Annotated in this window: 14 protein-coding genes and 1 pseudogene; 8 read left to right on the top strand and 7 right to left on the bottom strand. The window is 51.3% G+C overall.

All coding sequences use genetic code 11. The annotated features are described in order from the left end of the window. Entirely contained in the window at positions 1–954 is a 954-nt protein-coding gene (locus M1D91_RS16500) for an MBL fold metallo-hydrolase (protein ID WP_437430627.1), read from the bottom strand. 80 nt (positions 955–1,034) lie between these two features. On the opposite strand from M1D91_RS16500, the gene M1D91_RS16495 reads away from it, so the two are divergent. Continuing rightward, on the top strand, positions 1,035–1,961 hold the full coding sequence (locus M1D91_RS16495) for a LysR family transcriptional regulator (RefSeq protein WP_437430628.1): 927 nt from the start codon (positions 1,035–1,037) through the stop codon (positions 1,959–1,961). A gap of 37 nt (positions 1,962–1,998) precedes the next feature. On the opposite strand, the gene M1D91_RS16490 is transcribed toward M1D91_RS16495, so the two are convergent. From M1D91_RS16490 to M1D91_RS16480, 3 genes and pseudogenes are all read right to left on the bottom strand, one after another. Further along, positions 1,999–2,937 carry an IdsF gene (locus M1D91_RS16490; protein ID WP_437430629.1) on the bottom strand — a complete coding sequence of 313 codons (939 nt, stop codon included), beginning with the start codon at positions 2,935–2,937 and terminating at the stop codon, positions 1,999–2,001. A 264-nt stretch (positions 2,938–3,201) separates the two neighbouring features. Continuing rightward, positions 3,202–4,059 carry a colanic acid biosynthesis glycosyltransferase WcaA gene (gene wcaA / locus M1D91_RS16485; protein ID WP_437430813.1) on the bottom strand — a complete coding sequence of 286 codons (858 nt, stop codon included), beginning with the start codon at positions 4,057–4,059 and terminating at the stop codon, positions 3,202–3,204. 108 nt (positions 4,060–4,167) lie between these two features. Further along, a pseudogene (locus M1D91_RS16480) lies at positions 4,168–4,302 on the bottom strand (pentapeptide repeat-containing protein); the annotation flags it as partial. A gap of 723 nt (positions 4,303–5,025) precedes the next feature. On the opposite strand from M1D91_RS16480, the gene M1D91_RS16475 reads away from it, so the two are divergent. Then, positions 5,026–5,313, top strand: a complete 288-nt coding sequence (locus M1D91_RS16475; RefSeq protein WP_437430630.1) for a flagellar transcriptional regulator FlhD — start codon at positions 5,026–5,028, stop codon at positions 5,311–5,313. A 234-nt stretch (positions 5,314–5,547) separates the two neighbouring features. Here the strand turns inward: M1D91_RS16475 and M1D91_RS16470 are convergent, their stop codons facing one another. Further along, positions 5,548–6,315, bottom strand: coding sequence for an AraC family transcriptional regulator (locus tag M1D91_RS16470; RefSeq protein ID WP_437430631.1), 768 nt, complete (start codon positions 6,313–6,315; stop codon positions 5,548–5,550). Positions 6,316–6,428: 113 nt separating this feature from the next. Between M1D91_RS16470 and M1D91_RS16465 the strand changes: the two genes are divergently transcribed. Continuing rightward, positions 6,429–7,154: a type 1 glutamine amidotransferase gene (locus M1D91_RS16465; protein ID WP_437430632.1), complete on the top strand. Its 726-nt coding sequence runs from the start codon at positions 6,429–6,431 to the stop codon at positions 7,152–7,154. Between the two features lie 115 nt (positions 7,155–7,269). Here M1D91_RS16465 and M1D91_RS16460 read toward each other — a convergent pair whose 3' ends face one another. Then, positions 7,270–8,184: a LysR substrate-binding domain-containing protein gene (locus M1D91_RS16460; protein ID WP_437430633.1), complete on the bottom strand. Its 915-nt coding sequence runs from the start codon at positions 8,182–8,184 to the stop codon at positions 7,270–7,272. Positions 8,185–8,360: 176 nt separating this feature from the next. Here M1D91_RS16460 and M1D91_RS16455 point away from each other — a divergent pair, with 176 nt between their 5' ends. The 3 genes from M1D91_RS16455 (at position 8,361) to M1D91_RS16445 (ending at position 10,923) form a co-directional block, all read left to right on the top strand. Next, on the top strand, positions 8,361–9,137 hold the full coding sequence (locus M1D91_RS16455) for an SDR family NAD(P)-dependent oxidoreductase (protein ID WP_437430634.1): 777 nt from the start codon (positions 8,361–8,363) through the stop codon (positions 9,135–9,137). 43 nt (positions 9,138–9,180) lie between these two features. Continuing rightward, a complete protein-coding gene (locus M1D91_RS16450; RefSeq protein ID WP_437430635.1) occupies positions 9,181–9,663 on the top strand; it encodes an OsmC family protein in 483 nt (160 codons plus the stop codon). A 63-nt stretch (positions 9,664–9,726) separates the two neighbouring features. Then, entirely contained in the window at positions 9,727–10,923 is a 1,197-nt protein-coding gene (locus M1D91_RS16445; protein ID WP_437430636.1) for an MFS transporter, read from the top strand. A gap of 166 nt (positions 10,924–11,089) precedes the next feature. On the opposite strand, the gene gcvA is transcribed toward M1D91_RS16445, so the two are convergent. Then, positions 11,090–12,079 (bottom strand): transcriptional regulator GcvA, encoded by a 990-nt coding sequence (gene gcvA / locus M1D91_RS16440; protein ID WP_437430637.1) that lies wholly within the window; start codon positions 12,077–12,079, stop codon positions 11,090–11,092. Between the two features lie 260 nt (positions 12,080–12,339). Between gcvA and M1D91_RS16435 the strand changes: the two genes are divergently transcribed. Both M1D91_RS16435 and M1D91_RS16430 read left to right on the top strand, forming a co-directional pair. Continuing rightward, positions 12,340–12,621: a hypothetical protein gene (locus M1D91_RS16435; protein WP_437430638.1), complete on the top strand. Its 282-nt coding sequence runs from the start codon at positions 12,340–12,342 to the stop codon at positions 12,619–12,621. A 26-nt stretch (positions 12,622–12,647) separates the two neighbouring features. Beyond that, a complete protein-coding gene (locus M1D91_RS16430; protein WP_437430639.1) occupies positions 12,648–12,989 on the top strand; it encodes a carboxymuconolactone decarboxylase family protein in 342 nt (113 codons plus the stop codon). The last annotated feature ends 57 nt before the right edge of the window (positions 12,990–13,046 follow it).

Here is a 13,046-nt window from a genome sequence, read left to right as displayed (position 1 = left end):
CTACTGCCCTGACAGCGTCGTATAGTTACTTTCTACCCAGCGATAACCCTTCCCTTCACGCTTGACGTGACCAAAACCTGGAAACGAAATATGGGCAGCAGCGACCCAGTAGCCTTCATCGGCCGCTTGTTTTAGCACGCGCTTCCGGGTGGCAATGGCCTGCTGGCTGTTGACATCAAAGTGGATGGCCACGTCCGGGTCGGGCAGTTGCACCGCTTTGGCATGGATAATATCGCCCCAGAGGACCATCGTCTGGCCTTCACTTTCCACCCGATAGAGCACGCTGCCGGGCGTATGACCCGCCGTTGACTCCGCCTGGATACCGCTAAAGAGGGTAGCCGGTGCCAGAAACGTTTTTAACCGACCGGCATTGATGACCGGGCGAAGGGTCTGCTCACTCTGCGCAAAGGTATGGGCTTCACTGGCCCCGACCTTATTGACGTTAGCTGGCGTCAGCCAGAAGTCTGCGTCGCGTTTATCCACATATACCTGCGCATTAGGAAAAGCAGGTTTGCCCGAGCGAGATACGCCACCGGAATGGTCGGCATGAATATGGGTCAGCAGTACGGCATCAATGGATTGTGGCGGATAGCCAGCAGCCTCAAGATTTTCCAGCAGATGGCCTCCGTTTTGACCAAACAGATCGCCCGCGCCTGTATCCACTAAAATACGTGTTTTACCGTCGTCTATGACATAGGCGTTAATCGACGTTTCTGCCTGCGGGGTCATTGCCTCGTCGGCCATCGCCTGGCGTAATTTGTCTGCGGAAATATTCATCAGCAGGGTAGTGAGGGGGATAGTCACCGTCCCGTCGGATACGGCCGTGATCCGCATTTTACCCAGCATCATTCGATAATAACCGGGTGCCTGCTGCTTCAGCGGGTCCGTCCCCCCGGCGGCCAGAAGCGGGCTGGAGAAAAGCAGGGAGCCAATCAACATCATCAAAATTTTCATAACATTCCTCATCGGTATGTCATCAGAAGGTGAGAGGCAGTATCCTCATCCCATCACTATCACTCAAATTGATTAATATAATGTTCGCTATCAGGGAAAATGATTTTCATCGGATCGACCTCAATCTGTTGACGGTACTTTTGGTTTTGCACCGGGAAGGAAGTGTGTCGCGTACTGCTGAAAAACTGCATCTTGGACAACCTGCTGTCAGCAATGCCCTTGGTCGACTGCGTGACATGTTTGACGATCCCCTTTTCGTGCGCACCGCCGCAGGCATGGTAGCGACACCACGCGCCGAAGCGCTTATTGCGGCACTCGGACCCTTGATGGAACAGATGCAACAGGTTCTTTTTCAGCCGCCCTCCTTTTCGCCTGCAACAGCAAAACATTGCTTCCGGCTGGGGATGAGCGATTGGGTGGAGCAGTGGATAATGCCGGAACTGCAGGCATACCTGGCGTGCGAGGCACCGGGAATCACGCTTCAGGTAAGCGCCAGCGATCCGTTTCGGGACAGTGAGCAAGCGCTCAATCGGGAGATTGATCTCGCGATTTCAGTGGGACAGGGCACGGCCTCTGCATTGAGGCGGGAACCTCTGGGTTCACTCAGCTTCTGTACGGTCTGGCACCCTGAACAGCTTTCGCTAAACGTGCCGCTTACGCTGGAAGATTACGTGGAACATGATCACCTGCTGGTCTCCTACCGCGGCTCGTCCTGGAGCGCCATTGATGAGGAGTTAGCACAGCGGGGGAAATCACGTCAGGTGCGTTATGTCACTCCCCATTTCTCCACTTTACCGCCCGTACTAGGGCGTCTGCCCGCCTTAGCCACCGTCCCTTCCGGACTGGCTGCCGACTGGGTTTCTCATTACGGCTTATGCACAAGTCTCGTTCCGGTGAAGACGCCAGAGATAGCGCTCTCGCTACTCTGGCATAAAAGTTTTGACAACGATCTGGCGCTTCTCTGGTTCAGAACAGCCCTGGAAAAGGTGATCAAGAGGCTTCTGTAATCTGCTGAAATACCTGCAGGTATAGTCAGGATAGCGGTTAGCGTACTAAAACCACCTCACCGTTGATCATGGAAAAGTAGGGGTTGTAGGTGTAGACCACTTTGCCTTCGGCATTTTTAAACCTCAGCGGAGAATTCTGGAAGAACCCGACACCCATGCGAAAAAGACGCCCTCCGCGATAGCGCATCAGGTCATATTTATCCCATTCGATATCTGCAGGCGTGAGTCGGGGATCGTTAACATGCTCAGGCAAATCGGTTGAGAGGAAAATCATCTCCGGCGTCGTTCCTTCGGCTTTTGCCATCTCCTCATTTGAGATTTTCGCCGTGCGTTTCAGCCCCTGAATATCGCGATGCTTTATTTGCATCCAGATAGCGTCATAGGCCTGACGAATTTTGGGTAGATCCTTCTGCGTGACTGGCGTCGCCTTAACCCATGACCACTCTGGTAGCAGGTCAGGCGTAACCACGCTCTGCATTTTATATAATCCGAAGTCTTTGTCTGATGTGGTATAGCCTTCTGTTACTTTCGCACCGTTCGCATGATTTAGTGAATTAACCGCAGTCATTTCATTTTTATTATTCACGGTCAGGCGATAGTCAGCCAGCAGTACCGTGCCGCCAGGGGTTTCATTGGTGACAGTGACCTGGCATGAGGAGTCGGAAAATAACGACTGAGGATCACCGGCGTCCTGCGGCCCCATTAACAGCTCGATATCATTGTTACCCTTTTCCAGAAAGGCGGTCATTGTAAAGGCAGCGGAGATTGTGCCGTCATCATCGGTAGTATTATCAAACGCGGGCAGGTCATTCACCCTGAGGAGGCAAGTACTTTTGTTGGACTGGAACGAGAAAAGATATTTCGCGTCAGTCAGGCTCTGCGAATGCGCTGAAAAAATCGTCAGGAAAAATACGCTGAAAATCATACCCCGGGGCAGATATCCGCCAGCGTGTTGCGCTCTTTTCAGGTTGGTCATGAATGTCTTGCTCCTTTTCTGCGCTGTCGCTTTATCCATTTTTGTGGCACAACAGGCCTGCTTATACCGCTTTCACAGGCGTGAGTTCACTTTAACATGGCAAGGCCAGCCTAACCTTATTGAATGCACTGGAGCGGGTGTCGGAGGTCGTCTGGTATGTGCGCTAAGGATAAGCGCACATGGTTATTCATTATTACCGGAGGGGGCCGCAACGCGAGTGGCCAGGCCTGGTCGCACTTCTGGAATTAGCCTCATCTGGGGGGATTAAAATTTTTTGCTGCGGAAGGTGGAAAACATCATCAGATATCGTTTGAGGTTACGCAGCGTCAGGAGTGTTAACAGGGTACGCGCGCCCATCTTTTTGTTGCGGATATAGTACAGCGTAAAAAGCTGATATTTTTTACTCGATGCGTCGAGTTTAGCTTTGTGTTTTCGGTAAAAATCCAGATAGCCCGCAAATTTACGCCCTGAAGCGGTGATGCGTACCTCGCCGTGATTGACATAGAGTACCTGGGTGATCGCGTCTACCTTAAAAGGGTCGCCGTATTTTTCGGCCAGTCGATAAAAGGCGTCATAATCCTGTGCAGCGGTCAGATTTTCATCAAACAGGATCTCCTGCAGGCGACTGGTTAAGGTCAGCATCTGATTACCTATAATATTTCGCTTATCAAATAAGCGCTTTTTATAGGCCGGTTTCGGGTAGACCCGCAACTCCTCCAGTCTCTCATATCCTTTACTGTCACAAAGATAATCATCGGCATATATAAATCCGTGATGCTGAAGCTTATATTCAAAGGCAAGAAAAGATGACAGGCGCGTTGGCAGAAATTCATCATCATCATCGAGGCCCGTTATCATATAACCTCTGGCCATTCGTATTGCCTGATTCCGGACAGCACAGGCGCCTGAATTAAACGGATTACGAATATAGATAATGCGCGGATCGTTAAGATCGGTGATATACGCCTGCAGTGTTTCATAGGATAACGAGAAATCATCGATAATAATAAGTTCCCAGTTATCCATGTCCTGTTTCAGGACAGACTCTATTGCCCGGATAGTGAGCGCTTCACGATTCCAGGTCGGCATATAGACCGTGATGAGTGGCCGTGGCGGTAGCATTTCAGTGATGACGATATCCTTGTCCTTCAGGGCTTCAGCAGAAGGGACGGGCAGCACGTCACTTCCTGAAAAATCTACGCCAGTACAATCTGCAAGAGTAAATTTCGCCCCTTCGGTCTTACAGTGACTGAGGTTAGCGCCTTTAAGAGAGGCCCCTGAGAAATCAACATCACGGAGATCGCTAAATGAAAGATCGCTACCTGTTAAGTTTATATTTTGCAAGTTGAGTCCCCGCAGGTCCATAAATCGCAGGTCAGCGCCTGACATATCGGCCTGATATTTTGAGTTATTTAAACTATTTTGATGGTATTTCAGCAATTTTCTACGAAACGTGTTTTTGCTGTTCATGTCTGCTTACTTTTAGCATCGACAATAAATCAGGAGTGCAGTTAATCACTCTCTTCTTAAGGCCGCAACCTGGGCTGTTAATTTTCAGAAATACCTCAATAAAAATGCTCACATTAGGTTACATTTATTCAAGTGCTTGTCCCGTCAATACATTTCTCTTCGATGGGCAGGCTAACAGCGTTTTAGCGGAAAACGTTGAGCCAGAGACAGGCTGCCTTGTTGCCATGCATGGGCGGGTGACAACCCCTTATGGCCGGAGCATGAATACCCGCCCCTCAGAGTCTGATATTAACAGGCAGATGAAGTGCCCTGAAAACAGGACCAGATAAATAGCTCCCTGTTTACCATGAAATAGTGATTTTTAACCGGAAGGGGAATTATTCGTATTCAACATCAGGAGAGGTGCTTACAGGTAAATTGCCTGTATAAATTTTATTCTGACTAACATATATAATGCCAGCGGCTAAAATTTTAATTCATTGTTTTTATTGGTTAAAATTAAATTGTAAATTTACAAAATATATATGGATAAGTTGTATTTTCAATGTATCATTTGCCCGATTTTTAAAGGGCCGTTGGGTAAATTTTCCACGAATCTGGTTCAATCACTGGTGAGCAATGACAAACAAACGCACGGTTTTAGAAGATGTTCAGCAGTTTAATTTATCCTACCTCCTGCTTATCCAGAGGATTGCAAGCGAAACAGACTCTGATGTAACCACTATATCTGGCCTGAGTGAGGAAATGATAGCGGCAATTCAGTCGCTGGACTTACCGAAATTAGCATCGCTTGCCGAGACAAATCAGTTTCTCGTCAAACCTGCAGCAGGAATTATTAAAGATATATCTTTACCTTCTGGTTCAACTCAGTTGGATAAAGGCAGTGTATTCAATAAGTTTTTATAATGCTTTCTCTTTCTCTGGCTCCGCTTTAAGTGACATCACGTCTGTCACAGCGAATAAACGTGCCTGTTATTGACAACTATTCAGGCAGGTAAAACTCCTTTTTATGCCCCTCGCAACAGGTTGCCGGAAGGCTTATTGAGCAGGAAGCTCAAAGGCGAACCGGCAACGGGTGACATTAGCGGTAAGCGCGCGGTTTGTCCGAAAAAGGGTGGTGATATGCAAGCGCCACCCGGATCAATACTGACCTGGCGTTACCCCCATTACTGAACGGAATGCCGCTGAAAACGCAGCAGGAGATGAAAAGCCGAGTTGGTACGCAATCTGTTTAACGGGCACATCAGCAGAGAGCAGATCCAGCGAGGCATATATTCTGGCTCGCTGTTTCCATGTTCTGAAACTAAATCCCGTGTCACGTAAGAACAGCCGGGTAAAGGATCGCTCCGACATCGCAGCAAGGTCAGCCATATCCGTTAAAGATGTCTCCCATCGATAGCTGTGCATCAGTGCTTTCGCAGCATGACACAGGCGCTCATCTTGCGGCATTGGCAGTTCGGCCGCTACCGTTGGGGCCTCGCTGAGAATTTCCAGTAATAAAAGCAGCATTTTTCGCTTTAACGGGCCGTTATAGTCGTCTGTGAACAGATCCGCTATCAGGGTTTTTACCAGCGGCGTGGCGTTAATGATATGAACCAGATGACTGCGGGTGAAATTTGCACATGCTGAAATCAGACTCTCACTCACATAAATGGCGCGTAATTCCGTTTGCGAAAGCAGCCTGTAGGAATGGATCATCAAGGGCGGGATCCATAGCGCGCGCTGTGGAGGAATAACCCACCTTGCGTCTGTGGTTTCCACCAGCATCACTCCTCGGGTAGCAAATAAAAGCTGTCCTTCAAGATGATAGTGGGGCAGATCGACCTCTCCGCGCCGGTAAGAGATAGCCGTTGCTGACCAGCCTGTCGCTTCATCATGTCTTGGCGCTTTATCAATGCTTACTGGCATTTCAGATGTAACCCTCTTGTTTATCATGCTTTGGCTGCGGTTATCCGGCCAATGCCTTTGCGCCGTAACCCTACGCATAACGGAGTTGAGCACGTTTACAGGAGCATACGCCAATGCGAGTACATTTTGTTGTGCATGAATATTTTGAAGCCCCCGGCGCTTACGAAACCTGGGCCAGGAGCCGGGGCCATGAGGTCACCTTTTCCCGTCTTTATGAAGGTCAAAAATTGCCCAGCGACGCAGGCGGCATCGATTTGCTGATCGTCATGGGCGGGCCGCAGGATCCCTCCGTTACCGTGGAAGAGTGCGCCCATTTTGATGCCAACGCAGAGCAGGCGCTTATTGCCTCAGCGGTACGCGCGGGAAAAGCCGTGATTGGGGTCTGTCTGGGAGCGCAGTTGACTGGCGAAGCGCTGGGTGCCCCTTTCGCCCATAGCCCTGAAAAAGAGATGGGTGCCTTTCCGGTTACGTTGACTGACAAAGGGGAGAGCCACGAGCTCTTTACACACGTCGGGAAGACCTTTATGGCAGGCCACTGGCATAATGATATGCCTGGGCTGACCCCTGAAGCCGAAATCATCGCCTGCAGCGAAGGGTGCCCGCGCCAGATAGTGGCTTATACCGATCGGGTGTTTGGTTTTCAGTGTCATATGGAATTCACGCCAGAGCTTGTGGAACTACTGATAGCGCAGTCTGAACAGGAGTTAAAGCGAGCGGGAAAATACCGTTTCGTTCAGACCCCGCAAGAACTGCGGGCGAATGATTATAGCGATATGAACCTGAAACTACATACCTTTCTCGACAAGCTTGCTTCGCGCTATGCCCGGTTAGAGGGATGATTTTCTAAACCTCAACCCAAAGGCATGGGTTATGCCCGCATCCGTAAAATTTGAAGCACGCTGTTTAAGCAAGTGCGGTCAGACCATCATAATGATGCGGGTCCGGGTGTAGCGCTCACTTTTCCTCTTTCATCACCTCTTCAATAAGCCAGTCATGGAAAATTTTCACGTCGCGGCGTTCGCTGGTGTTGGGGGAGGTGACGATGTAGTACGCCCATTTTAACGGCCAGCGATGATCGGCGTGAAGCTGTATCAGCTGCCCTGTTTCGATATGCTGCTTTACCAACGCTTTGCGAACAATCGCCACACCACGACCGCTCAGGGCGGAAAGTATGACCGTGGAGGTTGAATTGATATGTAGCCCGCTCTCTTGTGCCGCAGGCGCATTTACGGCTGTAAAGACCTCTTCCCACGTGGGGAAGCCGGCGCCAGGGTGGGGAGTATCATCGTGAATCAGCTTTTGTGTGGCGAGCCACTCGCCGCAGCTTATCTTCTCCGGCGGAGCAAGCCGCGGGCTACACACCAGAACAGCTTCTTCATCCATGAGCCAGGTTTTGTTCACGCCCTGCCAGTCTCCCTGACCGCAACGGATGCCGATATCCGCCTCGCCGTGAGAGACATCCATGATTTTTTCAGTCACGTTCAGTCGAAGATCAATATTGTCATGGGTTTCAGAAAATCGGTTCAGACGCTCCATCAACCAGTTCATTACCAGTACCTGAGAGGCGGTGATCACTACCACCGAGCGGGACCGGCGGCCGCGCAACTTATGCAGGCCTGCCTCAAGCTTATCCAGCCCGTTGGTAATGTCCTCAAGTGCATCCTGCGCCTCTTCCACCAGCGTCAGACGTGCTTTACCTGAGCGGGTGCGATGAAGTAAGGGATGGCCCACCCACTCTTCAAGAGCGCGAACAAGCTGGCCTATTGCTGCAGGCGTAACGCCCAGTTCCTGCGCGGCGCCGGTAAAGCTGCCGTGGCGGGCTGTTGCCTCAAAAGCATGTAGCCATTTCAGTCGATTCAGGGAGCGCATACCTGACCTCTTTTCTGTTCAGTGGCAGCCAGTATACGTCACGGAGATAGATTTTCTTTCTCGTCTCGCAATTTCTTCTCATTCGTCAGCCTTATAAGGGCGTGGCATCCTGCTTTCACCCGATGAGCGAAACGCCGACTCATCTTGCGTAACTTTTGAATAAAACGAGGTTCATAATGCGTGCATCTTTTAGCGGTAAAAAGCTGTTGGTCGTGGGCGGTACGAGTGGAATGGGTTTTGAAACGGCAAAACGTATTCTCGACAATGGCGGTAGCGTCGTTCTGGTCGGCAACCGCCAGGAGAAAGCGGAGCAGGCGCGTCAGGCGCTGGCCGGTGCCGGCGAGGTTTCTGTCATCGTCGCCGACCTGATGACGGAAGCGGGCATGCAGCATGTGGTGAACACCATTAATGCCGAGCATAAAGATATCAGTCTGCTGGTTAATGCTGCGGGCGTCTTCTTCCCGAAAGCATTCACTGAACATGAAGCGGCGGATTATGACAGCTATATGAGCATTAACCGCGCCACTTTCTTTATTACCCGTGACGTGGTGCGCAACATGGTTGAGGCGGGTATTAAAGGCGCTATTGTCAACATTGGTTCAATGTGGGCGCAGCAGGCCATTGGCGCAACGCCATCTTCTGCCTATTCCATGGCAAAAGCGGGGCTGCATGCGTTGACCAAAAATCTGGCCATTGAGCTCGGCAGTAAAGGTATTCGGGTTAATGCCGTCTCTCCGGCCGTGGTACACACGCCCATTTATGAAGGCTTTATCCCTAAAGACGATGTGAAAGAGGTGATGAACAGCTTCGACAGCTTCCACCCGATCGGTCGTGTGGGTACGCCTGGCGATATTGCGGAAACAGTCGTCTTCCTGCTGTCGGATAAGACCGACTGGGTGACTGGCGCCATCTGGGATATTGATGGTGGTGTCATGGCCGGGCGTAACGCCTGATGAAGACGCCGTGCAGGTAAAGGTGCACGGCACAGGAGAAAAGATGGAAAGCGACGTTGCGAAGTATGACATCGTAACAACGTGGCGTGGCGGCATGGCGAGTCAGACCCGCTGCCATTCCTGCATTGTCGGACAAACCCTGCAGCCCTCACACGGTCAGGTCATCCATGCCGATGAGCCTGAAGCGTTAGGGGGGAAAGGAGCGGCGCCGAGTCCTCAGGAGCTGCTGTTGGCGGCATTTAATGCCTGCATGACCGCGGCCTTCGTTCATGAGGCCAGTCGGGAGAATATAGTCCTGACATCCCTGGAAATTCAGACATGGGGTGAACTCAGTACAGGCATTCCGGCTGCTTCTTTGCCGCTTGCGGAAGAAGCGCCCGGCCGGGTTCAGTACATCATTCACGTAAGTGGGAACGGCAGCATCACACAGTATGAGCAGATTCATCGGCAAGTGATAAATCTTTCCCCTAACCGCTGGCTGCTGGCCCGGAATATGACGATTGAAGGAAATTTAATCGTGATCTGAGCTGCCCCCCAATGAATACAGATTGTTCAGCGCGACTCACAATACATCAGGAAAAGTAATCTCATGACCGACGAATCAACGCTGTCTGTCGCAAAGCAGAATAATAATATCATTCGCCTGGCTTCAGCCCAGGCGTTAGCCGGAGCGAATTCGGTTGTTTTCTATGCCACCGGGGCAATTGTGGGAAACGCCCTTGCCCCGGATAGCTCACTGGCGACGCTACCTGTTACCATGTTTGTAACAGGCATGGCGGCGTGTATTCTCCCGTTGGGTGCGCTTGCGAAAAAGTACGGACGCAAAACAGCGTTTATGACCGGAACCGGAACGGGGGTAATTACGGGCCTGACGGCTGCGCTTGCCGTGGTGCTGGGTTCATTCCTCCTGTTTTGTATCGCAGCCTTTCTCGGCGGGGCCTATGCCGCTGTCGCATTGAGTTTCCGTTTTGCGGCGACGGATGGCGTCAACGCAGCGCGTCGGGCGCGTGCGCTGTCGCTGGTGATGGGGGGCGGTGTGGCAGCCGGGGTTATTGGCCCCATGCTGGTAACAAGCACGATGCATCTCTGGCCGCCTCACACCTTTGCGATAACTTTCATCGCGCAATCTCTTGTCGCAGCCATTTCGGCATGGGTGCTCAAAGGCGTAATTCCCGTAGAGTCGGTTGTGGTTGAAAAAAAAGCCGGACGCCCGTTGGGAGAGATCATCCGCCAGCCGGGCTTTATGCGAACCGTGTTCAGTGGCGCAGTGACTTACATGGTCATGAATTTCCTGATGACGGCGGCCCCGCTGTCCATGCATATGCATGGCATCTCGCAGGAGGCTTCAAATCTTGGCATCCAATGGCATGTGATTGCGATGTACGGTCCCGGCTTCTTTACCGGCAGGCTCATTAACCGTTTTGGCGCTATGCGTATTGCCGCACTCGGACTCGTGGTGACGGCCGGGTCCGTGATGGCAGGGTTAAGCGGGACAGAGATTTTTCACTACTGGTTATCACTGATTTTACTGGGGATTGGCTGGAGCTTTGGTTTCATTGGCGCGTCGACAAAAATCATCGATTACCATCGCCCTGAAGAAAAGACCCAGGTGCAGTCGCTCAATGACTTTGTGGTATTTGGCGTGATGATTATTGGATCATTTTCGTCGGGGGCACTGCTCAATCTCTTTGGCTGGAATGCGGTGCTATGGGGATCGCTTGTCCCGGTCGGCCTCGCGTTTCTCAGTATTATTAAAAGTGGCAGGGCGACGAAAGCGCAGGGATAGCGCCGGTCAAACCGGACTTTTTGCAGGTCTGTTCACACATGCCCTTACAACGTGAAAGCGTGTAAGTCCGGTTTGTTTCGCTACGGTTCAGACGTCTGGCTGGAAGCGCGTACTATGACTTAGCGTCAATCAGCGGGGAAACGCCTTTTGCTGCAGGCAGGCTTCATCATGATGGTTTGCCTGATTCAGCATGTTTTTTCCCGCCTGCATTGCCGGTAACCGAGCTAGTCTGCTGGGTATGGTTAACGACGGTGGCTTGCTGGATAACCCATTCGCGGAAATAAGCAATCTTTGGAAGAGTGTCGCAGCCGGGGCGATAGACAAGGTAATAGGCCAGCGGGCTGGGCAGAGACAGTTCCGGGCAGAGCCTTACCAGGCGCCCGCTTTTAAGATCATCTTCAACCATGATGCTGCGCGCCAGCGCAATGCCATGCCCGTCAATGGCCGCCTGTAGCACTGCCGCTGAGCTATTGATCCTGAGACCGGGTTTACGCGCTATGGCCTGGACATTGAAACGCTTAAGCCATTGCTCCCAGGTAATAAAATCTTTGTGATATTCCATCGACAGATCGTGGATCAGCGTCTGTTCCGGTACGCCAGTCAGGCAATTTAGCGCCGGGTTCAGAGATATCATCGACGGTGCGCAAACCGGGAATACCTCTTCCGACATCAAGAGTTCTGCCTGCAACCCCTCCCACTGACCCAGCCCATAGCGGATCCCCACATCCATACCCTGGGCGGTGAAATCGAGAATTTTAAGACTGGTTTCAAGACGAACATCAATATCCGGCCAGCGGCTCTGGAAATCTTCAATGCGCGGTAGCAGCCATTTCGCCGCAAAGGCGGGACTGATGGTGACATTGAGAATGCCGTTTGTCGCCCCCTCACGCATTAACGTCATCCCCAGGTTCAGGCTGTGAAACCCGGCGCGGATGTCGGGTAATGCACGCACCGCAGGTTCGGTCAGCACCAGGGGAGCGCGTCGGTTATTGCTGCGATGAAATAACGGGTAACCCACCACATCCTCCAGGGAGCGCACAAGCTGCCCGACGGCTGCAGGGGTCACGTTCAGCTCTTCAGCGGCCAGGGAGAAGCTCTGGTGGCGGGCGCTGGCTTCGAAGGCGCGTAATGCGTTGAGATAAATGGGTATCTTCATATTTGAAAGAAAAACTTTTTAGAGAGCCAAGATTATCTCATTTGTTCAGTGTAAACATCATCAACATAATGCAGAAACGGTGAGGATGATCATAACAAATTTCGAAAATAGCTTGGTTATTGGTCATTTTTTAACAAAAAGATTTTCTTTCTGTTTTTCCTTTCGAAGAGCGCTGGAAGATACCGTCACCGTGCAACATATGGGATGCGATCGGCTCTATTTATAACCGACCGGTAATTAATCGAATCCAGGAGTTAATCATGGCTTATTTGCAAATTACGTTGGATATCAGTGAGCAAAACCGCGCTGCGGCAGCAGCGGTGTACCAGAAATATAAAGCTCCTTTCCTTAATAACATTGAAGGTGCGGTTTCAAAATCGCTGCTGGTACGTAAAGAGGATGTTCAGGTTCTGCATGGTTTTAAAACTGAACAACAGGCGCAGGCATACCTGAGTTCTCAGCTTTTTACGGACGATGTGGTTGAAGCACTGAAACCCTATCTCAACAGTGCGCCCGATGTGCGTATCTACGCGATTGCCTGAAAACCCCAACGCTTAAAGAGGCTTATATGTATCTGGACTGGACTGAACTGCGTAAAGAATTACGCTCTGCCGTCGGTAAATTTGCGGGCCTGCAGCCTGATTTTATGCAGGGTATCGACACCATGGAGAAAAGTACTGCTGCGTCCGGGCATCTGGATGCCAAAACCCACGAGCTGATTGCGCTGGCGGTGGCTATTACAACGCGCTGCGATGGTTGCCTGTCTGTTCACGCAGAAGCTGCGGCAAAGCATGGCGCTACGCGTGAAGAGATTGCTGAAGCATTAGCTGTGGCTATTACCCTGAATACCGGGGCGGCACTGGTTTACTCAAGCCGTGCACTTGATGCGTTTGACGCATTACCAAAATAAGCAGAGCACGGTGGCTCTCCTTGCGGAGAGTCACTTTTTACAGAATTTTCGGATTTC

The sequence above is a fragment of the Enterobacter sp. SA197 genome (assembly GCF_054131575.1).
Note: the sequence above shows the minus strand (reverse complement) of the source record. Positions and strands in the feature narration are given on the sequence as shown.

Excerpts from the sequence above, each read along its gene's own strand:
- M1D91_RS16495 (WP_437430628.1), top strand. The coding sequence starts at position 1,035 with ATGTTCGCTATCAGGGAAAATGATTTTCATCGGATCGACCTCAATCTG.
- M1D91_RS16465 (WP_437430632.1), top strand. The coding sequence starts at position 6,429 with ATGCGAGTACATTTTGTTGTGCATGAATATTTTGAAGCCCCCGGCGCT.
- M1D91_RS16450 (WP_437430635.1), top strand. The coding sequence starts at position 9,181 with ATGGAAAGCGACGTTGCGAAGTATGACATCGTAACAACGTGGCGTGGC.
- M1D91_RS16460 (WP_437430633.1), bottom strand. The coding sequence starts at position 8,184 with ATGCGCTCCCTGAATCGACTGAAATGGCTACATGCTTTTGAGGCAACA.
- M1D91_RS16500 (WP_437430627.1), bottom strand. The coding sequence starts at position 954 with ATGAAAATTTTGATGATGTTGATTGGCTCCCTGCTTTTCTCCAGCCCG.
- M1D91_RS16430 (WP_437430639.1), top strand. The coding sequence starts at position 12,648 with ATGTATCTGGACTGGACTGAACTGCGTAAAGAATTACGCTCTGCCGTC.
- M1D91_RS16435 (WP_437430638.1), top strand. The coding sequence starts at position 12,340 with ATGGCTTATTTGCAAATTACGTTGGATATCAGTGAGCAAAACCGCGCT.
- wcaA (WP_437430813.1), bottom strand. The coding sequence starts at position 4,059 with ATGCTACCGCCACGGCCACTCATCACGGTCTATATGCCGACCTGGAAT.
- M1D91_RS16490 (WP_437430629.1), bottom strand. The coding sequence starts at position 2,937 with ATGACCAACCTGAAAAGAGCGCAACACGCTGGCGGATATCTGCCCCGG.
- M1D91_RS16455 (WP_437430634.1), top strand. The coding sequence starts at position 8,361 with ATGCGTGCATCTTTTAGCGGTAAAAAGCTGTTGGTCGTGGGCGGTACG.
- gcvA (WP_437430637.1), bottom strand. The coding sequence starts at position 12,079 with ATGAAGATACCCATTTATCTCAACGCATTACGCGCCTTCGAAGCCAGC.
- M1D91_RS16475 (WP_437430630.1), top strand. The coding sequence starts at position 5,026 with ATGACAAACAAACGCACGGTTTTAGAAGATGTTCAGCAGTTTAATTTA.
- M1D91_RS16445 (WP_437430636.1), top strand. The coding sequence starts at position 9,727 with ATGACCGACGAATCAACGCTGTCTGTCGCAAAGCAGAATAATAATATC.
- M1D91_RS16470 (WP_437430631.1), bottom strand. The coding sequence starts at position 6,315 with ATGCCAGTAAGCATTGATAAAGCGCCAAGACATGATGAAGCGACAGGC.